This window comes from Actinomadura sp. ATCC 39365 (assembly GCF_054392275.1).
Genome location: NZ_CP184335.1, coordinates 8,919,362 through 8,942,059, shown reverse-complemented (window position 1 = coordinate 8,942,059; position 22,698 = coordinate 8,919,362). Strand labels below are relative to the sequence as shown.

25 protein-coding genes and 2 pseudogenes are annotated in these 22,698 nt (G+C 70.8%); 16 read left to right on the top strand and 11 right to left on the bottom strand.

The genetic code is table 11. The annotated features are described in order from the left end of the window. Positions 1–8: 8 nt before the first annotated feature. Positions 9–752, bottom strand: coding sequence for an adenosylcobinamide-GDP ribazoletransferase (locus tag ACNF49_RS43185; protein ID WP_482941341.1), 744 nt, complete (start codon positions 750–752; stop codon positions 9–11). A gap of 35 nt (positions 753–787) precedes the next feature. Here ACNF49_RS43185 and ACNF49_RS43180 point away from each other — a divergent pair, with 35 nt between their 5' ends. Continuing rightward, complete coding sequence (locus ACNF49_RS43180; protein ID WP_357967650.1) at positions 788–1,588, top strand: ABC transporter ATP-binding protein; 801 nt, start codon at positions 788–790, stop codon at positions 1,586–1,588. A 30-nt stretch (positions 1,589–1,618) separates the two neighbouring features. Here ACNF49_RS43180 and ACNF49_RS43175 read toward each other — a convergent pair whose 3' ends face one another. Both ACNF49_RS43175 and ACNF49_RS43170 read right to left on the bottom strand, forming a co-directional pair. Next, the gene (locus tag ACNF49_RS43175; RefSeq protein ID WP_482941340.1) at positions 1,619–2,602 is read right to left on the bottom strand and encodes a bifunctional adenosylcobinamide kinase/adenosylcobinamide-phosphate guanylyltransferase; all 984 of its coding nucleotides are present in this window, start codon (positions 2,600–2,602) and stop codon (positions 1,619–1,621) included. 10 nt (positions 2,603–2,612) lie between these two features. Further along, on the bottom strand, positions 2,613–3,347 hold the full coding sequence (locus ACNF49_RS43170) for an SCO2322 family protein (protein WP_482941339.1): 735 nt from the start codon (positions 3,345–3,347) through the stop codon (positions 2,613–2,615). Between the two features lie 84 nt (positions 3,348–3,431). Between ACNF49_RS43170 and ACNF49_RS43165 the strand changes: the two genes are divergently transcribed. Next, on the top strand, positions 3,432–3,638 hold the full coding sequence (locus ACNF49_RS43165; protein ID WP_357967657.1) for a hypothetical protein: 207 nt from the start codon (positions 3,432–3,434) through the stop codon (positions 3,636–3,638). Between the two features lie 62 nt (positions 3,639–3,700). On the opposite strand, the gene ACNF49_RS43160 is transcribed toward ACNF49_RS43165, so the two are convergent. Continuing rightward, a complete protein-coding gene (locus ACNF49_RS43160; RefSeq protein ID WP_482941338.1) occupies positions 3,701–4,699 on the bottom strand; it encodes an aldo/keto reductase family protein in 999 nt (332 codons plus the stop codon). Positions 4,700–5,216: 517 nt separating this feature from the next. Between ACNF49_RS43160 and ACNF49_RS43155 the strand changes: the two genes are divergently transcribed. After that, positions 5,217–5,714, top strand: a complete 498-nt coding sequence (locus tag ACNF49_RS43155; protein ID WP_482941337.1) for an SMI1/KNR4 family protein — start codon at positions 5,217–5,219, stop codon at positions 5,712–5,714. A 108-nt stretch (positions 5,715–5,822) separates the two neighbouring features. On the opposite strand, the gene ACNF49_RS43150 is transcribed toward ACNF49_RS43155, so the two are convergent. Beyond that, positions 5,823–6,407 carry a DUF3043 domain-containing protein gene (locus ACNF49_RS43150; protein ID WP_357967663.1) on the bottom strand — a complete coding sequence of 195 codons (585 nt, stop codon included), beginning with the start codon at positions 6,405–6,407 and terminating at the stop codon, positions 5,823–5,825. A gap of 175 nt (positions 6,408–6,582) precedes the next feature. On the opposite strand from ACNF49_RS43150, the gene ACNF49_RS43145 reads away from it, so the two are divergent. From ACNF49_RS43145 to ACNF49_RS43120, 6 genes and pseudogenes are all read left to right on the top strand, one after another. Next, positions 6,583–7,362: a PspA/IM30 family protein gene (locus ACNF49_RS43145; RefSeq protein WP_482941336.1), complete on the top strand. Its 780-nt coding sequence runs from the start codon at positions 6,583–6,585 to the stop codon at positions 7,360–7,362. Beyond that, positions 7,359–7,636, top strand: a pseudogene (gene pspAA / locus ACNF49_RS43140) (PspA-associated protein PspAA). The gene ACNF49_RS43145 and the pseudogene pspAA overlap by 4 nt, the downstream one beginning before the upstream one ends. Positions 7,637–7,683: 47 nt before the next feature. Then, positions 7,684–8,540: pseudogene (htpX, locus tag ACNF49_RS43135) on the top strand (zinc metalloprotease HtpX). A gap of 6 nt (positions 8,541–8,546) precedes the next feature. Continuing rightward, complete coding sequence (gene pspAB, locus ACNF49_RS43130) at positions 8,547–9,104, top strand: PspA-associated protein PspAB (RefSeq protein ID WP_482941335.1); 558 nt, start codon at positions 8,547–8,549, stop codon at positions 9,102–9,104. A 25-nt stretch (positions 9,105–9,129) separates the two neighbouring features. Further along, entirely contained in the window at positions 9,130–10,473 is a 1,344-nt protein-coding gene (locus ACNF49_RS43125) for an alpha/beta fold hydrolase (protein WP_482941334.1), read from the top strand. Positions 10,474–10,539: 66 nt separating this feature from the next. Beyond that, on the top strand, positions 10,540–11,139 hold the full coding sequence (locus tag ACNF49_RS43120) for an SIMPL domain-containing protein (RefSeq protein ID WP_357967674.1): 600 nt from the start codon (positions 10,540–10,542) through the stop codon (positions 11,137–11,139). Positions 11,140–11,200: 61 nt separating this feature from the next. Here ACNF49_RS43120 and nadA read toward each other — a convergent pair whose 3' ends face one another. Next, positions 11,201–12,358, bottom strand: a complete 1,158-nt coding sequence (gene nadA, locus ACNF49_RS43115; RefSeq protein ID WP_357967676.1) for a quinolinate synthase NadA — start codon at positions 12,356–12,358, stop codon at positions 11,201–11,203. Positions 12,359–12,516: 158 nt separating this feature from the next. On the opposite strand from nadA, the gene erpA reads away from it, so the two are divergent. Next, complete coding sequence (erpA, locus tag ACNF49_RS43110; RefSeq protein ID WP_125630793.1) at positions 12,517–12,870, top strand: iron-sulfur cluster insertion protein ErpA; 354 nt, start codon at positions 12,517–12,519, stop codon at positions 12,868–12,870. A gap of 108 nt (positions 12,871–12,978) precedes the next feature. Continuing rightward, the gene (locus ACNF49_RS43105; protein ID WP_357967678.1) at positions 12,979–13,965 is read left to right on the top strand and encodes a carbohydrate kinase family protein; all 987 of its coding nucleotides are present in this window, start codon (positions 12,979–12,981) and stop codon (positions 13,963–13,965) included. A 53-nt stretch (positions 13,966–14,018) separates the two neighbouring features. On the opposite strand, the gene ACNF49_RS43100 is transcribed toward ACNF49_RS43105, so the two are convergent. The 3 genes from ACNF49_RS43100 to ACNF49_RS43090 are packed head-to-tail and all read right to left on the bottom strand — an operon-like array spanning position 14,019 to position 15,886. After that, entirely contained in the window at positions 14,019–14,447 is a 429-nt protein-coding gene (locus ACNF49_RS43100; protein ID WP_357967681.1) for a CBS domain-containing protein, read from the bottom strand. Positions 14,448–14,501: 54 nt separating this feature from the next. Continuing rightward, the gene (locus ACNF49_RS43095; RefSeq protein ID WP_352353344.1) at positions 14,502–14,747 is read right to left on the bottom strand and encodes a sulfurtransferase TusA family protein; all 246 of its coding nucleotides are present in this window, start codon (positions 14,745–14,747) and stop codon (positions 14,502–14,504) included. Next, positions 14,744–15,886, bottom strand: coding sequence for a cysteine desulfurase family protein (locus ACNF49_RS43090; RefSeq protein WP_357993074.1), 1,143 nt, complete (start codon positions 15,884–15,886; stop codon positions 14,744–14,746). Before ACNF49_RS43090 ends, ACNF49_RS43095 begins: the two co-directional genes overlap by 4 nt. Before the next feature lie 175 nt (positions 15,887–16,061). On the opposite strand from ACNF49_RS43090, the gene ctaC reads away from it, so the two are divergent. The 4 genes from ctaC (at position 16,062) to ACNF49_RS43070 (ending at position 20,274) form a co-directional block, all read left to right on the top strand. Continuing rightward, positions 16,062–16,862 carry an aa3-type cytochrome oxidase subunit II gene (gene ctaC / locus ACNF49_RS43085; RefSeq protein WP_482941333.1) on the top strand — a complete coding sequence of 267 codons (801 nt, stop codon included), beginning with the start codon at positions 16,062–16,064 and terminating at the stop codon, positions 16,860–16,862. Beyond that, complete coding sequence (gene ctaD / locus ACNF49_RS43080; RefSeq protein ID WP_357967688.1) at positions 16,859–18,520, top strand: aa3-type cytochrome oxidase subunit I; 1,662 nt, start codon at positions 16,859–16,861, stop codon at positions 18,518–18,520. The genes ctaC and ctaD overlap by 4 nt, the downstream gene beginning before the upstream one ends. Then, positions 18,520–18,933, top strand: a complete 414-nt coding sequence (locus tag ACNF49_RS43075) for a cytochrome c oxidase subunit 4 (protein WP_357967690.1) — start codon at positions 18,520–18,522, stop codon at positions 18,931–18,933. The genes ctaD and ACNF49_RS43075 overlap by 1 nt, the downstream gene beginning before the upstream one ends. Positions 18,934–19,074: 141 nt before the next feature. Further along, the gene (locus tag ACNF49_RS43070) at positions 19,075–20,274 is read left to right on the top strand and encodes a L,D-transpeptidase (RefSeq protein WP_357967693.1); all 1,200 of its coding nucleotides are present in this window, start codon (positions 19,075–19,077) and stop codon (positions 20,272–20,274) included. Positions 20,275–20,381: 107 nt separating this feature from the next. Here ACNF49_RS43070 and trpD read toward each other — a convergent pair whose 3' ends face one another. Together trpD and ACNF49_RS43060 are read right to left on the bottom strand one after the other, a co-directional pair. Continuing rightward, positions 20,382–21,428, bottom strand: a complete 1,047-nt coding sequence (gene trpD / locus ACNF49_RS43065; RefSeq protein ID WP_482941332.1) for an anthranilate phosphoribosyltransferase — start codon at positions 21,426–21,428, stop codon at positions 20,382–20,384. 6 nt (positions 21,429–21,434) lie between these two features. Next, on the bottom strand, positions 21,435–21,833 hold the full coding sequence (locus ACNF49_RS43060) for a hypothetical protein (protein WP_357967698.1): 399 nt from the start codon (positions 21,831–21,833) through the stop codon (positions 21,435–21,437). A 207-nt stretch (positions 21,834–22,040) separates the two neighbouring features. On the opposite strand from ACNF49_RS43060, the gene ctaE reads away from it, so the two are divergent. After that, on the top strand, positions 22,041–22,691 hold the full coding sequence (gene ctaE / locus ACNF49_RS43055; protein WP_357967700.1) for an aa3-type cytochrome oxidase subunit III: 651 nt from the start codon (positions 22,041–22,043) through the stop codon (positions 22,689–22,691). Positions 22,692–22,698 lie beyond the last annotated feature (7 nt).

Below are 22,698 nucleotides of genomic sequence, written 5' to 3'. Positions count from 1 at the left end.
GTCGCCGCTCAGCCCAGGACCGCGCACACCACCAGCGCGGCCGCCGTCCCGGTCTCCACCAGCGCGCCGAGCACATCCCCCGTGATGCCGCCGAGCCGCCGCCGGGCGTGCCGGAGCAGCAGCAGCGCCGCCCCGAGCCCGGCCGCCAGCGCGATCGGCGGCGCCCACGTCCCGGCCGCCAGCCCCAGCCCGGCGGTCACGGCAAGGGCGGCCGTCGTGGCCAGCCACGCCGCCGGATCGCTCACGGTGCCCGCCACCATCGCCCCGAGCCCGCCGGGCCGCGCGGCGGGCACGCTCGCCCGGCACGCCCAGGTGAGCGCCAGCCGCCCGGCCACGCAGGCGGTCACCAGGGCGGGGTAACCGGCCCCGGTCAGCGCCGCAGCCTGGACGAGCAGCGTGATGACCAGCGTCATCACCCCGAACGGCCCGATGTCAGACTTTTTCATGATGTCGAGGGCGTCGTTCGCGGGCCGGCCGCTGCCCAGGCCGTCGGCGAGGTCGGCCAGCCCGTCCAGATGCAGGCCGCGGGTGAGCACGGCCAGCAGCCCGAGCGCGAGCGCCGCGCCCAGCAGCGGCGGCCCCGGCAGCAGCAGCGCCAGGCCCGCCACCGCGCCGAGCCCCAGCCCGACCGCGGGGGCCGCCACCATGGCCGGCCCGGCGACCTCCCGATCGACCCTGTCGACCCGCACCGGAACGGCGCTGAGCATGCCGATCGCGAAGCGAAGCCCGTGGGTCAGCTCAGCAAGCGGCATAACGACCGATCCTAGGGCCGACTAATGTGGCGGGAATGCACGTGCTTGAACTCGAAGGTGTAGCTGTCCGGGTTGTCGGCAAAACGCTGCTCGACGGCATCGACTGGCAGGTGGCGTACGGCGACCACTGGGTGATCCTCGGCCCCAACGGCGCGGGCAAGACCACCCTGCTCTCCCTGGCCGGGGCGGTGCGCCACCCGAGCGAGGGCGCGGTCAGCGTGCTCGGCCACCGGCTCGGCCGGGTCGATCTTCGGGAGCTGCGCCGCCACATCGGCCTGGTCGCGGCCAGCCAGCGGCTGATCGACGAGGACCTGCTGGAGGAGGAGGGCGCCACCGCCCACACGGTGGTCCTGACCGGCCACACCGGCACGAGCGTCCCGCTGTGGGACAAGTACGGCGACAACGAGCGCGAGCGCGCCGCCCGCCTGCTGGCCGACCTGGGCTGCAAGGACCTGGTCGAGCGCCCGTTCCGGGTGTGCTCGCAAGGGGAGCGGGCCCGGATCAGGGTGGCCAGGGCGCTCATGGCCGAGCCCGCCGTGCTGCTGCTCGACGAGCCGTTCGCCGGGCTCGACCTGCCGGCGCGCGAGGACCTCATCACCGCGGTCGAGCAGCTGGCCGCCACCCGGCCGGTCCTGACCACCGTCACGGTGACCCACCACCTGGAGGAGGTGCCCGCGACCACCACGCACGCGCTGCTCATGCGCGACTCGCGGCTGCTGGCCGCCGGGCCGGTGTCGGAGGTGCTCACCCCCGACCTGCTGTCCGAGTGCTTCGGCCGCCCGCTGCACGTGGACCGCCTCGACGGCCGCTGGTACGCCAGAGCCGTGCGCCCGTAGCCCCGGCCCGCGACCCCGGGGTCCGTGGGGTCACAGTTCCAGAGGGCGTCCCGCGACCACCAGGGCGACGTACTCGGACTCGGCGGCGAGCCGTTCGTTGAGCTTGCCGAGCGCGTCCCTGAAGGCCCGGCCGGCGGACGTGGCGGGCACCACGCCCATCCCCACCTCGTCCGAGACCGCCACGAGCGGCACCGGCGTGCCGCGCCACGCCTCGACCAGCTCCGCGCAGCGCCGGACGACCGGCGTGCGGTCGCCGTCCCAGGCTCCGTGCTCGTCGAACACCGCCGCCAGCCACGTGCCCAGCCCGTCGATCAGCAGGGGCGTGCCCGCCGCCGCGATGACCGCCACCAGGTCCGTGGTCTCGGCCGTGTCCCAGTGAGCGGGCCGCCGTTCCCGGTGCGCCCGTACCCGCGCCGCCCATTCGCCGTCCGCCGCGCCGTCGCCGCCGGTGGCGACATAGGTGACGTACGGCTCGGCCGCCAGCCGCAGCTCGGCCTCGGCCGACTTGCCCGACCTGGACCCGCCGAGCAGCAACGCCCGCCGCGGCGGCGTCTCGCGTACCGTTCCGCCGCTCTCCAGGACCGTCCCGTCCGGCACGGCCACCGCCCCCCACAACCGCAGCCGCCTGGCCAGCTCCTCCTCCGACCTGATCCGGTGGTCCAGCCACGCGGCCACCACGGTCGTCCGGTCGTCGGCCAGCCCGGCGCGGCGCAGCTCGCCGAGCCGCTGCGGGCGCTCCAGCAGGTCCAGCACGACGACGTCGTAGCGGGCGGGACCGTCGGTGGGGGCCTCCCGGCCCGGCGGCAGGCACAACACCGCCTCGCCGTCGGCCGCCACCAGCCCGAGCCCGCCGCCGAACGCGCCGCCGCCGGTGAAGGGGAACCGCGCGGCGTCGTCCACGACCAGCTCGAAGGGGCGGTGACGGCCCTGGGGGAGCCGGGCGCACGAGGCGCACGGGCACCCGTCCGCCGGCCAGCCCGCGGCACCGCCGGTTCCGGAGAGAAGAAGCTTCACCGCCCAGAGGCTACCGACCGGAGCGACCGGGCCGATCGGGCCGACCGGGGCGACCGGGGCGGCGGCGGGCGGCCAGGGCCGCGCCCCCGCCGATCAGCAACAGCGCCCCTGCGCCGCCCGTGATCAGCAGCGCCGGAGACCCGCCGGGCGCGCTCGCGGGCGCGGCGGCCCGCCCGGCGGCGTCCGTCTCCTGGGACGGGACGGTCCCCGCGCCCTGGGACGGGTAGCCGCTGACCGACACGACCTCGCCGCGCCCGTTCACGCCGACCCTGGCCGCGGAGGCCGGGAGCTGGGCGGCGGTCGCGTCCTCGGCGCCCGTCACGCAGCGCAGCAGCGGATGCGCCGGCGGCCGGTCGCCGGGCGGGACGTCGCCCTCCCCGTCCCCGAAGTCCACCGCGACCGCCACCCGCTTGTGCCCCGAGCCGGCCGCGTCCTGGACGCACACCGCCGGGAACGACGGCAGCTCACCGCCCGGCGGCTCGCCCGCCGACCCGTCGGCCGAGACCGTGAAGCGCCACCCGACGACGGAGCCGTCCGCCGGCTCGTACGCGGCCGTGGACGCCAGCCACGCCGTGCCGTCGCTCCGCCAGACCCCCCACAGCCGCACGGCCCCCGGCTCCGCGGCGGTTCCCGGCACGGGACCGCCGGGCCGCGAGGAGGGTGAGCCGAGCGCGGAGGAGGGGAGAAGAAGTACGGCGGCCGCCCCCAGGACGGCCGCCGCGGCAACACGGCCCGCGCGCAGCATCGATGGACCTCCGAGCTCGGGAGTAGGGTTCCAGTGCCGTCGGAGGGAAGGCGCCGGCGAACCCGCGGAGAAGGAGCGTATGGCATGACATGGCGGTGGCGTTATGAAGATGCAAATGGTGGTGAGGTGACGGACCGCCCTTTGCCGCGAGAGGTTTTCCCGAGTCAGGCCGATGCGGAGTCCTGGCTCGGGGAGAACTGGCGTGAGCTGCTCGAATCCGGCGTCGAGCAGGTGGCGCTGCTCGACGAGGACCGCGTCGAATACACGGGAATGTCATTGCGTCCGGAGTGATCCGCGAAAAAAGGAAAACCCCTTGAGCGCATTGTGGCTCAAGGGGTTTTTCGTTTTCCGGGTCACGGACGGATGGCGGGGCTCACCGTCTTTGCCGGGTCGCGCTCCACGACCGTGCCGAGCACGTCGTCGATGCGCTTGAGCACGTCGTCCTCCAGCTTGACGCCGGCCGCCTTGACGTTGTCGCGCACCTGCTCGGGGCGGGTGGCGCCGACGATGGCGCTGGAGACGTTCGGGTTCTGCAGCACCCAGGCCACGGCGAGCTGGGCCATGGTCAGGCCGAGGTCGTCGGCGATCGGCCGCAGCTCCTGCACGCGGGTGAGCACGTCGTCGTTCATGTACCGCGCGATCATGGCGCTGCCGCTCGCGTCGGTCGCCCGCGAGCCCTGCGGAGGCTGCCGGCCGGGCAGGTACTTGCCGGTGAGCACGCCCTGCGCGATCGGCGACCAGACGATCTGGCCGAGGCCCTCGCGCTCGCTCAGCGGCACGACCTCCTCCTCGATGACCCGCCACAACATCGAGTACTGCGGCTGGTTCGACACGATCCGGTCGAAGCCCATCTCGTCGGCGATCTTCAGCGCCCGGCCGATCTGCTCGGCCGTCCACTCGCTGACGCCGACGCAGAGCACCTTGCCCTGGCGGACGAGGTCGTCGAACGTCTTGAGGGTCTCCTCGAGGGGCGTCTCGTTGTCGAAACGGTGGGCCTGGTACAGGTCGACGTAGTCGGTCTGGAGGCGGCGCAGCGAGGCGTTGATCGACTCGGTGATGTGCTTGCGGGACAGCCCGCGGTCGTTCTTGCCGGGGCCGGTGGGCCAGTAGACCTTGGTGAAGATCTCCAGCGACTCCCTGCGGACGCCCTTGAGCGCCCGGCCGAGCACCTCCTCGGCTTTCGTCCCCGCGTAGACGTCGGCGGTGTCGAAGGTGGTGATGCCCTCGTCGAGCGCCGCCTGCACGCACAGCTTGGCGGCGTCCTCCTCGACCTGGGAGCCGTGGGTGAGCCAGTTGCCGTAGCTGATCTCGCTGACCATGAGACCGCTGCGGCCGAGGTGTCGGAATTCCATACGTTCGACCTTAGAGCGTCACATGAGCCGATTCGATTCGGGATAGGGTGCGCGACGTGCTCAAGCTCGTCCGCCAGGCTCTCACCGCGGCCGTCCTGATCGCCCTCGCGGTGCGGTTGCGCCGCCGGGCCCGCCTGCCGCGGGCCGAGCCGCCGCCGTCCGTACCGGCTGCCGCCCGGCGGCCGCGGGGCGCCCGGACGGCCCTGCTGTGGCTGGCCATCGGGGTCGTCGTGACCCTGACGCTGGCGTTCGCCCTGATGGGCACGTCGGCGCAGCGCGACGCCCAGGCCCTCATGCGCGCCGTCGCCGAGCAGCAGGCGCCCCCGGACGAGGCCGAGCCCCTGGAGCCCCCCGTCGGCGAGCCCCTGACGCCCGTGGAGCCGCCGGCCGACCCCGTGGCGACCGCGCTGCCCACGCCCGCCGTCTCCGCCGCCCAGGCGCCCAACTGCGCGCCCCGGCGCCGGCCGATCGACCCGCGCAGGGTCGCGCCCGACGTCAAGCGGGCCGTGGACGCCCAGTGGCGGCGTATCGAACGCTGGCTCAGGAGCAACGCCCCCGCACGTACCGCACGCTCGGCGGCCCGGTCAGGGCGCGCACGATCGCCGTGGCCGAGTCGCAGATGGGCGTGGACTTCCCCGACGCCCTGCGCGCCTCCCTGCTGCGCCACAACGGCGCGCGCGGTGCAGGTGTCCTGGGCTTCCGCCCCGGGGCCCGCGACCACCTCACCGTCCGCGGCATCAGGGACGCCTGGCGCGAGATGTGCGCCCGCCGCCCGGCCGGGTCATGGGACGGCCTGCTGATCCCGATCCTGTCCTACACCGCCGTCGACGGCGCCACGGCGTACGCCACCGTGAGCTCGGCCGGCGGGACGGTGGCCGGGGTCACGGGCAGGCGGCTGCGGTCGTCGTACACGCTGCTGCGGACCGTCGCCGACGCCCTCGAACGGGGCGGCGCGATCGACGGCCGCCGCCCCGTGGTCACCGGCGGCGTCCTGCGCTGGAAGCCGGCCCGCTGAGCGGGCGAGACGCGGGAAGGCAGGAAGCACGAGTGCCCACCACCGGACGGTGATGGGCACGCGGGCGTCGCCGATAAGCCGCTTTCCCGAAAAATCGGGAGAACGGGGCTACTTCTTGGGCGGCGCGGGCCGACCGCCCGGCAGCACCGTGGGCGGCGGGAAGCGTAGCTTGCGGATCTGCAAAGCGCGCATCGCCGCGTAGAAGCCGACGCCCTTCACGCTCTCGTTCGGGAGCTTGGCCGCGACCTCCTTCTTCACCTTCCATGCCACGTAGAGGGAGGTGGCCAGGACGCCGATCATCATGATCGGCCAGCCGACCGCGATCACGATGTTGAGCACCTTGGCGCGGATCTCGATCGGCCACGGGATCCAGGTCGCCAGCAGGATCAGTAGCGAGAACGGCAGGAAGTACTGGCTGGGCAGGCGCCGCGAGTCGACCCAGTCGCGCGCGAACTTGCGCGCCGGGCCCTTGTCGCGAACCGGAAGATAACGCTCGTCACCTGCGAGCATGCCCTTGCGGGCCCGGTCGCGCTCGGCGGCCTGCTTGGCGCGCATCTGCCGATAGGCCTCCTTGCGGTCCTTCGGCGCGGAGACCGGCTGGCGTCGTCTGCCCTCGGCATCCCGGCGCTTGGGTGTGGGACGACCTTTACCCTGGGGCTTAGGATCGTCAACGGGGACGGGGGTGTCGTCCACGGAGGTTTGGGATCGGCGTCGCAACACACGTCAACCCTACCTGGACTGCAACTTAGTGACGCCCCCGTGCGTTATGCGTAGGGTAATCCCAAGGCGGCTGCGCTGCATTGGGTGAACACCAGCACGACCTAGAAGGGGACGGCCGACGCGCATGAGCGTGATGAAGAGACTTTCGATGATCTTCAAGTCCAAGGCCAACAAGGCCCTGGACAAGATGGAGGATCCGCGCGAGACGCTTGACTACTCCTATCAGCGGCAGCTCGAGTTGCTGCAGAAGGTGCGTCGAGGGGTGGCCGACGTGGCGACCTCGCGCAAGCGGGTAGAACTGCAGATCAACGGCCTGGAGGCCCAGGCCAGGCGCTACGAGGAGCAGGGCCGCAAGGCGCTGTCCGTCGGGCGTGAGGACCTTGCGCGCGAGGCCCTGCAGCGGCGGTCCAATCTGCAGGGGCAGATGGCCGACCTCAAGGTCCAGCACGACAACCTGCAGGCCGAGGAGGAGAAGCTGACCACGGCTTCCCAGCGGCTGCAGGCCAAGGTCGACTCCTTCCGCACGAAGAAGGAGACGATCAAGGCGACCTACACCGCCGCCGAGGCCCAGACGCGCATCAACGAGGCGTTCTCCGGCATCTCCGAGGAGATGGGCGACGTCGGCCTGGCGATCCAGCGCGCCGAGGACAAGACGGCGCAGATGCAGGCCCGCGCGGGCGCGATCGACGAGCTGCTGGCCAGTGGCGCGCTCGACGACTTCAGCGGCACCCGCGGCGACGACATCCAGGCCGAGCTCGACCGCATGGGCGGCGGCATGGACGTCGAGCTTGAGCTGGCCCGGATGAAGGCCGAGCTGGGCCAGGGCCCGGCGCCGAAGAGCGCCATCGAGCAGGGCCAGCCGCAGCAGCAGCCCCAGCCGCAGCAGGGTCACACCCAGCAGCTGCGTCAGCCCGGGGAGGGCGCATGATCGTCAGAATCATGGGCGAGGGCCAGGTGGAGATCTCGCCGGACGACATCGCGGTGCTCAACGAGCTCGACAGCGAGCTGGAGGCCGCCATCGAGACCGGTGACGAAGGGGCCTTCCGCGTCAAGCTGCACGCGTTGCTCGACAAGGTGCGCCATGTGGGCAAGGCGCTTCCCGACGACAGCCTTGAGCCGTCAGAGCTGATCCTTCCCCCGCGGACGCCTCGATCGAGGAGGTCCGGGAGATGCTGGGCGACCAAGGCCTCATCCCGGGCTGAGCCCCGTGGGCACGCGGTTCGCGTCCGACAGCGGCCTGACCCGCCGCATGGTCGTGACGATGTTCCTGCTGGGGTTGCTCTACGTGGCGTTCGTCGGCGTGCTGATCGCCCTCGGCGTGCGCGCGCTGACCGTGCTGGTGCTCGCCGGGGGGCTGCTGCTGGTGCAGTACTTCCTGTCCGACCGCATCGCCCTGTTCGCGATGCACGGGCGGGAGGTCTCCCCACAGGAGGCCCCCGAGCTCCACGGCCTGATCGACCGGCTGTGCGCGCTGGCGGACATGCCCAAGCCGCGGGTGGCGATCGCCGACTCCGACGTCCCCAACGCCTTCGCCACCGGCCGTAACCAGAAGCGGGCCGTCGTCTGCGTGACGACGGGCATCCTGCGCCGCCTGGAGCCTCAGGAGCTCGAAGGCGTCCTGGCGCACGAGCTGTCGCACGTCGCCCATCGCGACGTCGCGGTCATGACGATCGCCTCGTTCCTCGGCATCGTCGCCGGGCTGATGACGAGGTTCGCCCTGTACGCCGGCTTCGGCGGGCGCCGGGACAACGGCCAGGGCGGCGTGCCGGTCGGGCTGATCATCATGTTCGTCTCGATCGTCGTGTACGCCGTCAGCTTCCTGCTCACCAGAGCCCTGTCGCGTTACCGCGAGCTGGCCGCCGACCGGGCCGGAGCCCTGCTCACGCAGCGTCCCTCGGCCCTGGCCAGCGCGCTGACCAAGGTCACCGGCGACATGGCCCGGATCCCGACCACCGACCTGCGCGAGGCGGCGCCGTTCAACGCCTTCTACTTCGCCCCGGCCCTGGCCAGGGGGAGACGCTGGCGAACCTGTTCTCCACGCATCCGCCGCTGGAGCGCCGGCTCGAACTCCTCGCGTCCGTCTCCAAGCAGCTCGGAAGGGGCTGAGGCCGTATGGGCTGGCTCGACTCGTTGCTGGGCCGGTCCAAGCCGGTCAAGCCCGATCTCGACGCGCTGTTCGCGCTGCCGTCCGCCGCCGTGACGCTCCAGGCCGCGACCGGTCTCGTCCCCACCGGTCTCGGCTCGGTGTCGTTCAGGGCCGCGGAGGGCGGCGCGTTCGCGACGGTGGAGAGCGACGTCAAGGCGCTGCTCGGTGGGCGCGTCGAGGAGTCCGACGACGGCTACGGCTACACCTGGCTGCTCGTCCGCCGCGCGCCGGACGACGTCGGCGACCTGGTCACCGAGCTGCACGCGGTCAACTCCTCGCTGGAGTCGGCCGGGTTCGGGCCCTCGCTGCTGTGCTCGCTGGTGTCGTTCGCCGATCCGGCGGGCAGACGGCTGGCGGTCGTCTATCTGTACAAGCGCGGGACGTTCTACCCGTTCGCGCCGCTGCCCGGGAACAGGCGCGACAACGCCCTCGAACTGCAGGCCAGAGGCGTCCTGGACGGCGAGCTGCCGCTGGAGGCCGACCTCGCCCGATGGTTCCCGGTATGGGGTGCTCCGGGCCTTTGACCACGGATGGTGTTCTAATCATCACGTGGAGCGAAGGTTGTTCGTCGCCGTGGCCTCGGCGCTCATCGTGGCGGCCGTGCTGTACAGCGCCTGGATCACGGGGCAGTTCACCACGCCCGCCGTCGACCGGACCGACGGCTATGTGAGCGAGCTGGCCGCCCGTGACCAGCCATGGACGCGCCTGTTCCGGGTCAGCGACGTGCTGTCCGGGCTGGCCTGCCTGGCCGCCGTGGCGACGCTGCCCAGGGTGGCGCGCGAGTGGGCCGGCTGGCTGGCGCTGGCCGCCTTCGGGCTGCTGACGGCCGTCTCCGGCCTGGTCCCGCTCGACTGCGCCGTGCTCAGCGACCCGACCTGCCGCGGCGAGGGTGTCTCGCACCGGCTCCACATGGTGGCCGGCGCGCTGGCCACGACGGCCGTGCTGACCGCCATGGTGGTGCTCTCCGCGCGCTGGCGCTCGTGGGTGTCGTGGTTGTTCACCGGCCTGAACATGGGGGCCACCGGGCTCATGCTGGCCGCCCTGGCCGCCGGGCGGCTGGCCGGCGTCGCCCACCGGATCCAGCTCACGATGGTCGCCGTCTGGGTCGTGTACGTGGCGCTCAGGCTGCTCGTCCACGATGACGACGAGGCCCCCTGCGGCCCTCCGCACGTCCTCGACCAGGGCGCGGGCCCCGGCGTGCTCATCACGGCGGGCCTCGGCGGCGCCTGGTTCCACTGGGACGCCGTGGCCGCCGGTCTGGCCGCCTGCCACCGGGTCGTCCGCTTCGACCGTCCGGGGCTCGGCCTCAGCCCGCCCGCGACCGACCGGCCCACCCTGTACGGCGAGGTGGCCCGGCTGGCCGCGCTGGCCCCCGCGCAACCGTCCCAGATCACCCTGGTCGCGCATGGCCTGTCCTGCTGGCACGCCGAGGCGTTCGCCCGGTTGCACCCGCTCTGCGTGGCCAAGCTCGTCCTGGTGGACCCCAGCCCGACGCCCGTGCGCCGGCCGCTCGCGCTCGCCACCGCCCTGGGCGAGTGGCTGCCCGCGCTCGGCGGCACGTGGGGCGCGAACGTGCTGGCCCGCCTGACCGGGCCGCCGGCGCACCGCCTGGTCACGGGCATGGGCGACCCCTTCGGGGTGTACCGGATGGGCAAGGTGCCCGCGGCGGTGGCGGGGGAGTGGCTGGCCCGCCGCGACATGGCCGCCGACCTCCGGGACATCCGGGCCGGTCATCCCTTTCCCGACATCCCGGTCACCGTGCTCGGCGCGGGCGTCCGGGACGCCCGCAGGCAGAGCCTGGCGGCCTGCCTCGACGCCAAGCTGGTCCTGCTGCCGGGCTCGGGGCACCAGGTCGAGCTGGACGATCCGGGCGCGATCGTCGACGCCGTGTGAACCGGCCGTGGGCGGGGGCAGGACACGCCCGTAGGATCGAGGCGAACCCAGTCTTAGGGGGCAGGCGTGGACATCTCCGTCGTCGGTGAGGGCAGCGTGCAGGCCGCGCCCGACGTCCTGCGGTTGCTGGCGGGCGTCGAGGTGCGCAGGGCGTCGGCGTCCGAGGCGTTCACGGCGGTCAGGGCCGCCGCGGCCCGGCTGGCCGACGCGCTGGCCGGGGCCGGCGTCGCGGCCCACGACGTGCGCACGGTCGAGCTCTCGCTCGGCCCCGAGTACGAGGTCTACCCGAAGGTCTCCGCCTACCGGGCGGCCCAGGGCGTCGAGGTGGTCGTCAGGGACCTGACGCGGGCCGACGCCGTCATCGACACGGTCGCCGGCGTGGGCGAGGAGGCCCGGCTCAACGGCGTGGCCTTCGAGCTGTCCGACCCGGCGTCGGTGCTCGGCGAGGCCAGGACGAGGGCGTTCAGGGACGCCGCGGCCAAGGCCGCCCACTACGCCGAGCTGGCCGGCCGCCCGCTCGGCCCGGTCGTGTCGATCTCCGAGGAGGTCAGGGGCGGCCCGCAGCCGCTGGTCACGATGGCCGCGGCGGCCGAGAGCGCGTCCTCGGTCAGCCCCGGCCGCCAGACGCTGACCGTCGGCGTCCGCGTCGGCTACGACTTCGCCTAGCAGCGCCGACACTGTGCCGGGCCCGCGGCGAGGGCGGGCGCTCCTCGCCGCGGGAGCCTTCTTACGGGAGCGCCAGCATGCGGTCCAGGGCGACCCTGGCCCAGTGGGCGGTGTCCTCGTCCACCGTGATGCGGTTGACGACGTCGCCCAGCACCAGCGACTCCAGCGCCCACACCAGGTGCGGCAGGTCGATCCGGTTCATCGTGGAGCAGTAGCAGACCGTCCGGTCCAGGAACGACACGTTCTTGTCGGGGAACATCGCGGCCAGCCGCTTGACCAGGTTCAGCTCGGTGCCGACGGCCCAGCTCGACCCGGCGGGAGCGGCCTGGAGGGTCTTGATGATGTGCTCGGTCGAGCCCACGTGGTCGGCCTTGAGCACCACCTCGTGCCGGCACTCGGGGTGGACCAGCACGTTCACGCCGGGGATGCGCGCGCGCACGTCGTCGACGGACTCGGCGGTGAAGCGGCCGTGCACCGAGCAGTGGCCCTTCCACAGGATCATCCGCGCCCGGTCGAGCTGCTCGCGGGTCAGCCCGCCGCCGGGGCGGTGGGGGTTCCAGACCACGCAGTCCTCCAGGGACATGCCCATCTCCAGCACCGCGGTGTTGCGCCCGAGGTGCTGGTCGGGCAGGAACAGCACCTTGCGGCCCTGCTCGAACGCCCAGTCGAGGGCCCTCCTGGCGTTGGAGGAGGTGCACACCACGCCGCCGTTGCGCCCGCAGAACGCCTTGATGTCGGCGCTGGAGTTCATGTACGTGACGGGGACCACCTCGCCGGCCAGACCGGCGTCCTCAAGGGCCTCCCAGCACTCCTCCACCTGGTCGAACGTGGCCATGTCGGCCATGGAGCACCCGGCGGCGAGGTCGGGCAGCACCACCTTCTGGGCCTCGCCGGTGAGGATGTCGGCGGACTCGGCCATGAAGTGCACGCCGCAGAAGACGATGAACTCCGCCTCGGGCCGCGCGGCGGCCTGCTGGGCGAGCTTGAAGGAGTCGCCGGTCACGTCGGCGAACTGGATGACCTCGTCGCGCTGGTAGTGGTGGCCCAGCACGAACAGGCGGTCGCCCAGCGCCTCCTTGGCCTTGCGGGCGCGTTCGACCAGGTCAGGGTCGGACGCGGGCGGCAGCTCGCCAGGGCAGTCGACGCCCTTCTCGCTGTGCGGATCGGCGCCCTGCCCGAGGACGAAGAGCGGCAGCCCAGTCTGGGTGGCCATCGCCATACCCCCTTATCGTCGTTTTGACGATACTCACTATGACACATGGACGAACATGGTTATTCCGGGGGTAGGGGGACCCGGGAATGTGTGGCATGGGCGAGGTGTTGGTAGCGTCATCAGTAGGACGTCGGAAACAGACAGCCGGGTTAGGGAGTCAGCAGATGACGGTTGAGAGCAGCGAGACCACGACGCAGGGCCTGATCCTGACTGACGCGGCCGCCGCGAAGGTCAAGAGCCTGCTGGAGCAGCAGGGTGAGGAAGGTCTGCAGCTGAGGGTCGCCGTGCAGCCGGGTGGTTGCTCCGGCCTGCGCTACCAGCTCTTCTTCGACGACCGTTCCATGGACGGTGACGTGGTGACGGACTTCGGCGGTGTCAGCGTGGTCACCGACCGCATGAGCGCCCCCTACCTGCTGGGCGCCAGCATCGACTTCGTCGACACGATCGAGAAGCAGGGCTTCACCATCGACAACCCCAACGCCACCGGCTCCTGCGCCTGTGGCGACTCGTTCAACTAAGGGGTCACGGCTTCGGCCTGTGGGGTCCCGCCCGCCTTTGTGCGAGCGGGACCTTCGCGTATTCTCGTGGGGCTTATTGGCCTGCTGACAACGAGGAAGAAGAATCCCGTGCGCATCGCCGTAACCGGCTCCATCGCGACAGACCACCTGATGACGTTCCCAGGAAGCTTCGGCGATCAGCTCATCGCCGAGCAGCTCGACCGGGTGTCGCTCTCGTTCCTGGTCGACGACCTTCAGATCCGTCGCGGCGGTTGCGCGGCCAACATCGCCTTCGGCATGGGCTGCCTCGGCCTCAAGCCGATCCTGGTGGGCGCCGTCGGCAACGACTTCGCCGACTACCGCTCCTGGCTGGAGCGCCACGGCGTCGACTGCGAGTCCGTGCACATCTCCGAGACGCAGCACACCGCGCGCTTCCTGTGCACCACCGACGAGCACCACAACCAGATCGCCTCCTTCTACACCGGGGCGATGGCCGAGGCGCGGCTGATCGAGCTGCAGCCGGTCTCCGCCCGGGTCGGCGGCCTCGACCTGGTGCTGATCAGCCCCAACGACCCCGACGCGATGCTGCGGCACACCGACGAGTGCCGCCAGCGCGGCATCCCCTTCGCCGCCGACATCTCCCAGCAGCTCGCCCGCATGGAGGACGAGCAGATCAGGCAGCTCGTCGACGGCGCCGCCTACCTGTTCTCCAACGACTACGAGAAGGGGCTCATCGAGCAGAAGACCGGCTGGTCCGACGAGGAGATCCTCGACCGGGTCGGCGTCCGCGTCACCACGCTCGGCCCCAAGGGCGCCGTCATCGACCGCAAGGGCGAGCCGTCCATCCAGGTCGCCCCGGCCCCCGAGCGCGGCAAGGCCGACCCCACGGGCGTCGGCGACGCCTTCCGCGCCGGCTTCCTGTCCGGCCTGGCCTGGGGTCTGCCGCTGGAGCGCTGCGGCCAGATCGGCAACCTCACGGCCACGCACGTGCTGGAGCGCGTCGGCGGCCAGGAGTACGAGCTGGGACAGAAGGTCTTCCTGGAGCGCTTCACGGCCGCCTACGGCGCCGAGGCCGCGGCCGACATCGCCGACCACGTGCGCTGCTACCACCCCTGACAGCCGTACGCCCCGCCCGCCGCAGGCGCTGGCGGGGCGATCCCCGTCGGGTGTCAGCGCTTGGCGTACACCCGGTGCACGAACTCGGCGAGCTGGTCGTCCGGCAGGCACCGGGCGAGGTCGGCCTCGCTGATCATGCCGACGATGCGCTCGTTCTCCAGCACCGGCAGCCGCTTGATCTGGTTCTGCTCCATGCGCGACAGCGCCTCCTGCACGGTGGCGTCCGCCGTCACCCAGACCAGGCCGGTCGCCAGCTCGCCCGCCGTCACCTGCGCGGGGTCGTGACCGGCCGCGATGCACTTGATCACGATGTCGCGGTCGGTGATGATGCCGGTCACCCGGTCGTCGGGCCCGCACACGGGCAGCGCGCCCACGTCGTTGTTGCGCATCATCTGAGCCGCCCGGTCGAGCGTCTCGTGCGTGGCGATGCACTCCGCGCCCGTGCTCATCACGTCACGGGCGGTCTCGTTCCCCTTGGCCATGGTCTCCCCCGAATGGTCGATGTGCCGTCAGGGGAGGGCCCTACCCACAAACCGTCAGTAGTTGCGCATCACGTGGATCGCCCAGCCGCCCTCGGGCAGCTCGTACGAGGCCACGTGGCGGTGGGACTTCAGCCGGCACCACGCCGGCACGTCGGTGTAGGCCGCCGGATCGTCGGCCAGCACCGCCACCACGGCGTTGAGCGGCACGTGGTTGATCTGCTCGGCGAGCATGATGATCGGGATCGGGCACTTCTTCCCGAGCGCGTCGATCGTCAATGACGGCTGAGTTACCTCGGTCATGCGACTCCTGCGTCGTGCCGGATGCGGCGCACCAGGTCGGGCAGCACGGCCAGGAACCGGTCGACCTCGGCCGCGGACGTGCCCCTGGGCAGCGACACCCGGACATTCCCGTGCGTCAGCACGCCCATCGCTTCGAGGACGTGCGATGGACGAAGCGTACTAGCGGTGCACGAGCTTCCGGACGATACGGCGAAACCGGCCTTGTCCAGCTCGGTGAGCAGCGCCTCGCCGTCGACGTAGAGACACGAGAAGGTCACGATGTGGGGCGCCCGGCCGACGGGGTCGCCGATGACCTCGACGTCCGGCACGACCTTCGGCACGGTCTCCCTGATCCTGGCGACGAGCGTGGACAGCCGGGCCTGCTCCTGCGCCGCCTCGGCGCTCATCGCGCGCAGTGCCGCCGCCGCGGCCACGATGCCCGGCACGTTCTCGAAGCCGGGGACGCGCCGCCGCTCGCGTTCGTCCTCGGGCAGGAACGAGCGGAACCGGGTGCCCTTGCGCACCGCCAGCACGCCCACCCCGGCCGGGCCGCCCCACTTGTGCGCGCTCGCGGTCAGCACCGACCAGCCGGGCGGGATCGGCATGCGGCCGGCCGTCTGGGCGGCGTCGACCAGCAGCGGCACCCCGTTGGCCCGGCACGCGGCGGCGGCCTCGGCGACCGGCTGCACCGTGCCCACCTCGTGGTTGGCCGTCTGCAGGCAGGCCAGCGCCGTGCCGGGAGCCGCGACAGCCCGCGCGAACGCGTCGAGGTCGACCCGGCCTTCGAGATTCACGCCCACCGTCTCGACCGTGCCGCCGTCGCGCTCGTGCACGCCGGCCGCGTGCAGCACGCTGGAGTGCTCGACCGCGCCGGTGACCAGATGACGCCCGACCCTGCGCCTGCCGTGTAGGGTGCCGAGCACGCCGAGATGCGCGGCCTGCGTGCCGGACGAGGTGAACGACACCTCGTCAGGGCGCGCGCCGAGCGCCTCGGCCACCTCCGTGCGGGCCTGCTCCAGCAGCAGGTGAGCGCGGCGGGCCTGGGTGTACAGTCTCGCGGGGTCGGCCCAGCCGACGTCGATCGCCGCCAGCAGCGCCTCGCGTGCCTGAGGGTGCAGCGGCTCGCTCGAGGCCGCGTCGAAATACGCCACGAGACCCATCGTCCCACTTGCGGCGCCATCGAGGGGTCGCGCGGTAGGGCGGGACACCTGCACGCTAATGTGTCTGCAATCAGCTGTGCATTTGGAAATACGAGCACCCAAGGGAAAGACTCTTGGGCTTCATCTGTGGGGTAGGCGATCCGTGAGTCCGACTCGCCGTACGACGCGGCGTTCGTTGGCCCGGCGCAGGGTGCCGCGCGCCGCCGCTTTGGCGTTGCTGCTGGCCACTGCTACGGCGTGTGCTAATGACGTTCCCAAGGTCGACTGGTCCACCGGCCTGCTGCCCGAGGGCGTGACCGAGCAGGCCAAGGTCGTTCAGTCTCTGTGGAACGGGGCCTGGATCGCCGCACTCGCCACGGGCGTCGTCGTCATCGTCCTGATCGTCTGGGCCGCGATCTTCCACCGCAAGCGCAAGGGGAAGGCCGAGCTGCCGCCCCAGGTGCGCTACAACCTGCCGATCGAGATCCTCTACACCGTGGTCCCGCTCGTCATGGTTTCGGTGTTCTTCTTCTTCACCGCCCGCGACAGCAAGGCCCTCACGGACGTCGCCGGCGACGCGCCCGTCAAGGTCAAGGTCGAGGCGTACCAGTGGAGCTGGCGCTTCACCACGACCTACAACGGCAAGACGACGAAGCCTGTGGCCGGCATGCCGGTGCACGACTACCAACAGGGCCCTCAGCTGGTCCTGCCGACGAACACCAAGGTCGAGTTCGACCTCTCGACCGACGACGTGATCCACTCGTTCTGGGTGCCCGAGTTCCTGTTCAAGCGGGACATCATCCCCGGCATCCCGGAGGGCAACCCGGGGCGCAAGTTCGAGATCAAGACGCTCGGCGACAACCGCGTGGGCGTCTACGCCGGCCGGTGCGCCGAGCTGTGCGGCGTCGACCACAGCCGGATGCTGTTCTCGGTGAAGCTCGTCAAGCAGGCTGAGTTCGACCAGTACATCGCGACCCAGGCTGGGAGTGCCCAGTGACCGCCATCCAAGAACCGCTTCGCGCACCGGTCCGGCCCGTCACCAAGGGCCAGATCATCGCCAAGTGGATGTCCTCGACTGATCACAAGATCATCGGGCACATGTATCTGATCACGTCGTTCGCCTTCTTCCTGATCGGCGGCGTCATGGCGCTGATCATGCGGGCCGAGCTGGCGCAGCCGGGGCTGCAGATCACCAGCAACGAGCAGTTCAACCAGCTGTTCACCATGCACGGCACGATCATGCTGCTGATGTTCGCGACGCCGCTGTTCGCCGGCTTCGCCAACGAGCTGATGCCGCTCCAGATCGGCGCCCCCGACGTGGCGTTCCCGCGCCTGAACATGGTCAGCTACTGGCTCTACCTGTTCGGCAGCGTCATCGCCGTGTCCGGCTTCCTCACGCCGGGCGGCGCGGCCTCCTTCGGCTGGTTCGCCTACACGCCGCTGTCGAACGCGATCCACTCGCCCGGCATCGGCGGCGACCTGTGGATCATGGGTCTGGCCCTGTCGGGCCTCGGCACGATCCTCGGCGCGGTGAACTTCATCACCACGATCATCTGCATGCGCGCCCCCGGCATGACCATGTTCCGCATGCCGATCTTCACCTGGAACGTCCTGCTGACCAGCATGCTCGTGCTGATGGCCTTCCCCGTGCTGGCCGCCGCGCTGCTGGCCCTGGAGGCCGACCGCAAGCTCGGCACCCACATCTTCGACCCGGCCAACGGCGGGCCGATCCTGTGGCAGCACCTGTTCTGGTTCTTCGGCCATCCCGAGGTGTACATCATCGCGTTGCCGTTCTTCGGCATCGTGACCGAGATCCTGCCGGTCTTCAGCCGTAAGCCGATCTTCGGCTACATCGGCCTGGTCGGCGCCACCATCGCGATCGCCGGTCTGTCCATCACGGTCTGGGCGCACCACATGTTCCCGACCGGGCAGGTCCTGCTGCCGTTCTTCTCGTTCATGACGTTCCTCATCGCGGTGCCGACGGGCGTGAAGTTCTTCAACTGGATCGGCACGATGTGGCGGGGTCACCTGTCGTTCGAGTCGCCGATGTTGTTCTCCGTCGGCTTCCTGATCACCTTCCTGCTCGGTGGCCTGACCGGCGTCATCCTGGCCTCGCCGCCGCTCGACTTCCAGATCAGCGACACCTACTTCGTCGTCGCCCACTTCCACTACGTGGTCTTCGGCACGGTCGTGTTCGCCATGTTCGCCGGCTTCTACTTCTGGTGGCCCAAGTTCACCGGCAAGATGCTCGACGACAAGCTGGGCAAGGTGCACTTCTGGCTGCTGTTCATCGGCTTCCACACCACCTTCCTCGTCCAGCACTGGCTGGGCATGGTCGGCTTCCCCCGCCGTTACGCCGACTACAGCGCGGCCGACGGCTTCACCGACCTGAACATGATCTCGTCGGTCGGCGCGTTCATCCTGGGCGCCTCGACGCTGCCGTTCTTCTACAACGTCTGGAAGACCTGGCGTTCGGGGACCAAGGTCACCGTCGACGACCCCTGGGGCTACGGCGGTTCGCTCGAATGGGCGACCTCCTGCCCGCCGCCGCGGCACAACTTCACCTCGCTGCCGCGCATCCGGTCCGAGCGCCCGGCGTTCGACCTGCACTACCCGCACATGTCCGCCAAGTCCGCCCAGGAGGTGGAGGCCTGATGAAGGTCCAGGGTTGGCTGTTCCTGCTGTGCGGCCTGTTCTTCGCCGGTGTCGACGTCGGCTACTGGTTCTGGACCAAGGCCGCGACCGGCCAGGGTGAGCCCGTGGGCACCACCGCCATGGCGATCTCGGTCGGGTTCGCGTTCATGGTGGGCTACTACCTGATGTTCACCGCGCGGCGCATCGGCGCCCAGCCGGAGGACGACAAGCAGGCCGACATCAGCGACGGCGCCGGCGAGATCGGCTTCTTCAGCCCGAGCAGCTGGTGGCCGCTGTTCCTGTGCCTGGCGGCGGCCTTCGCCTTCGCCGGGTTCGTGATCGGCTTCTGGATGTTCCTCATCGGCGTGTTCCTGATCATCATGGCCATGATCGGGTTCGTGTTCCAGTACTACCGGGGCAACTTCTCGCACTGACAAGCGGCTCGAAGCGGGCGTCCTTCCCATAGGGGAGGACGCCCGCTTTTTCGTGTTCTTTACCAGGTCACGGATGTCGTGAATAGATCACTCAGGGTAATAAGGGGGGAGAAGGTTGGATCTTGGGCGAGGGGGTCACTCGTGAGACGCGTGGCGAATGGATCGGCCGGCCTGCTGGCCCTGGCGCTGCTCACGGCGTGCTCGCTGAGCGGCGCGGCGAACGAGACGAAGGAGCTGACCGCGGTCGCGCGGCAGCCGGCGGTGGGGGTCACGCCGCAGGACAAGGCCGCGAACGTGGCCACCGACCAGCCCGTGGTGGTGTCCGCGCACGGCGGCACGATCAAGAGCGTCCGGGTGGACGGCGGCAAGGCGGGCCGGCTGAAGGGCGTACTGAGCGGTGACGGCACCCGCTGGCGCAGCACGACCACCGCCCGGCCGAGCGCCGGCTACACGGTCACCGTCGTCAGCGTGGACGCTGCGGGCAAGCAGAGCGAGACCTCCAGCACGTTCACCACGGTCAAGGGCGACAAGACGTTCGACATCCAGACGATCACTCCCAACCGGGACGACACCGGGCTGACGGTCGGCATCGGCATGCCCGTCATGATCGCCTTCGACAAGCCGGTGAGCGACCGGGTGGCCGTCGAGCGCAACCTCACCATCCGCAGCTCCAAGCCGGTGGACGGCGCCTGGCACTGGTTCGACGACAGCCATGTGGACTTCCGGCCGGAGGAGTACTGGCCGGCGTACACGAAGGTGCGGCTGGAGGCGAAGCTGGCCGGGGTGCGCGGCGGCCCCGGCCTGTACGGCAAGCGCGACGTCACCCTCGACTTCAAGATCGGCCGCTCGCAGATCACCAAGGGCACCACCGACGAGCACGTGCTGACGGTCCGCCGGGACGGCAAGCGCATCCGCACCATGCCGATGAGCGCCGGGCAGGGCGGCCAGTGGAAGTACTACACCACCTCGGGCGTGCACCTGGCGATGTCGCGCGAGCCGGTGACCGTCATGACCTCGCCCGGCATCGGCCCGGGACAGTCGGGCTACTACCAGCTCACCGTCTACAACACCGTGCGCATCTCCAACAGCGGCGAGTACGTGCACAGCGCGCCCTGGTCGGTGGGCTCCCAGGGCAACTCCAACGTCAGCCACGGCTGCGTGAACGTCAGCCCGGAGAACGCGGCCTGGTTCATCAAGAACACCCTGATCGGGGACCCGATCATCATCACGGGCTCGCCGCGGAAGCTGGAGCCCACCAACGGGTGGGGCCACTGGCAGGAGAACTGGAAGGAGTGGCTCAAGTGGAGCACGCTCAAGGACGGCCCCAGCATCACCTTCTGAGCGACTGACCGTCACCCGGCCCTGAGCAGGCCCTGGACGCACTGCCAGGGCCCTGGGGCATACGTACCACCGATGGACGTGAGCGCGCCTCAGGGGCGCGCTCACGGTCACGACGGGCGGTAGGAGCTGCTGACCTCGATCCAGCGGCGCAGCGTGTCGGCGGCCAGGCCGGAGTCGATCGCCTGCGTGGCGCGCTCGTAGCCCTTGATCATGGCTGTGTCGAGGTCGTCGCCGGCGCCGTCGTGGGCGACCAGCGCGGCCGCGGTGTTGAGCAGGACGGCGTCACGCACCGGCCCCTTCTTGCCGCCCACCACGTCGTGCACGGCCTGGGCGTTGAACTGCACGTCGCCACCGCGCAGCGCGTCCGCGTCGGCCCGGGGGATGCCCAGGACCGCGGGGTCGAACCTGGCCTCGGTGGCCGTGCCGTCGCGGACCACCCACACCGTGGAGGTGCCGGTGATGGTCAGCTCGTCGAGCCCGTCGTCGCCGCGGAAGACCAGGGCGGACACGCCGCGCTCGGCGAAGACGCCGGCGATGACCGGCAGCATGCGGGCGTCGTAGACGCCGATGGCCTGGGCGCTGGGCCGGGCCGGGTTGGTCAGCGGGCCCAGGAAGTTGAAGACCGTCGGGACGCCGATCTCCTTGCGCGCCGGGCCGGCGAAGCGCAGCGCCGGGTGGTAGACGGGCGCGAAGCAGAAGGCGATGCCCGCCTCGCGCGCCACTCGCGCGGTCTGCTCGGGCGTCAGGTCGAGCCTGATGCCCATGTGCTCCAGGACGTCGGCGGCCCCGCACAGCGAGGAGGCCGAGCGGTTGCCGTGCTTGACGACCCTGGCGCCCGCCGCGGCGGCCACGATGGCGGCCATGGTGGAGACGTTGACGGTGTGGGCGCGGTCGCCGCCCGTGCCGACGACGTCGAGGACGGGCCCCTCGACGGTGAGCGGCGTGGAGAACTCCAGCATCGTCCGGGCCAGGCCCACCACCTCGGCCACCGTCTCGCCCTTGGCGCGCAGGGCCAGCGCGAAGCCCGCGATCTGGGCGGAGGTGGCGTTGCCCGAGAAGATCTCCCGCATCGCCCAGGCCGTCTCGTCGGCCGACAGGTGCTCGCCGGAAAGGAGCGCGGAGAACAGGGCAGGCCAGGTCGTCCGGGAGTCCATGGGCACCTACTTCGCGTTGAGTCGGGTGGCGGATCGGCGGCGCATCAGGTCGGCGACGGTGTCGGCCAGGACCATGGGCTCGATGGGCTGCGGGACGACGGCGTCGGCCTTGGACCACTCGGCCAGCCAGCGGTCGTCGCGCCTGGCGATGATCAGGCAGACGGGCGGGCAGTCGTAGACCTCGTCCTTGGCCTGACGGGAGACGCCCATGCCGCCGGCGGGCTGGGTCTCGCCGTCGAGGACCGCCACGTCGATCTCGCCGGAGCCGAGCCACTGGTGGACCTTGGGCTCGGTGGCGCACTCGATGATCTCGACGAGGGGCACGTCGGCCGCCGGCCGCCGGCCGATCGCCTGGCGGACCTCGGCCCGGGTGGTGGCGTCGTCGCTGTAGACGAGGACCCTCATCGTGTCGTCGGTGCTCCCAGAGGACGTCACTGTCGCGCTCGCTATCGGTCGAAGCTGTATGGTCACCTGGATCGTACCGTTGTGCCGGGATGCAATCCCAGGCCACCGGGTCTGACAGGCGTTTTGTCCCAATTATCCCAGGTTGATGGCCGGTTTGTTCCTCCTAACGGGGGGTCGTTGGCCGGACCGAACACCGGAGCCGCAATAATGCTGCCCGTGGCGACAGCATCCGCAATAACTTCGACGACGACAGCACAGTCGTACCGGCGGCCGAACCTGGTCAGTGTCGGGACGATCGTCTGGCTGTCCTCTGAGCTCATGTTCTTCGCGGCGCTGTTCGCGATGTACTTCACCATCCGGTCGGTGAGCGAGGGGAAGGGCATCGAGTGGGGCCCTGCCTTCCTTCCTGCAGGCGTAGAGGCAGAAGGCGCTCACCTGAACATCCCGTTCGCGACGGTCAACACGATCATCCTGGTCCTGTCGAGTGTGACGTGCCAGCTGGGCGTGTGGGCCGCGGAGAAGGGGCAGGTCGGCAAGCTCCGCTTCTGGTACATCGTCAGCTTCCTGATGGGCGCGGTCTTCGTCGCCGGTCAGCTGTACGAGTACGGCGAGCTGGCGTCAGAGGGCGCGACCCTGTCCGCCAACGCTTACACCTCGGTGTTCTACCTGACGACGGGCTTCCACGGCCTGCACGTGACCGGTGGCCTGATCGCGTTCCTGTTCATGCTGGGACGCACGTACGCCGCGAAGCGCTTTACGCATGAGCAGGCCACCAGCGCGATCGTCGTGTCCTACTACTGGCACTTCGTAGACGTCGTCTGGATCGGTCTTTTCGCGACCATCTACATCATTCGTTAAGGAACGG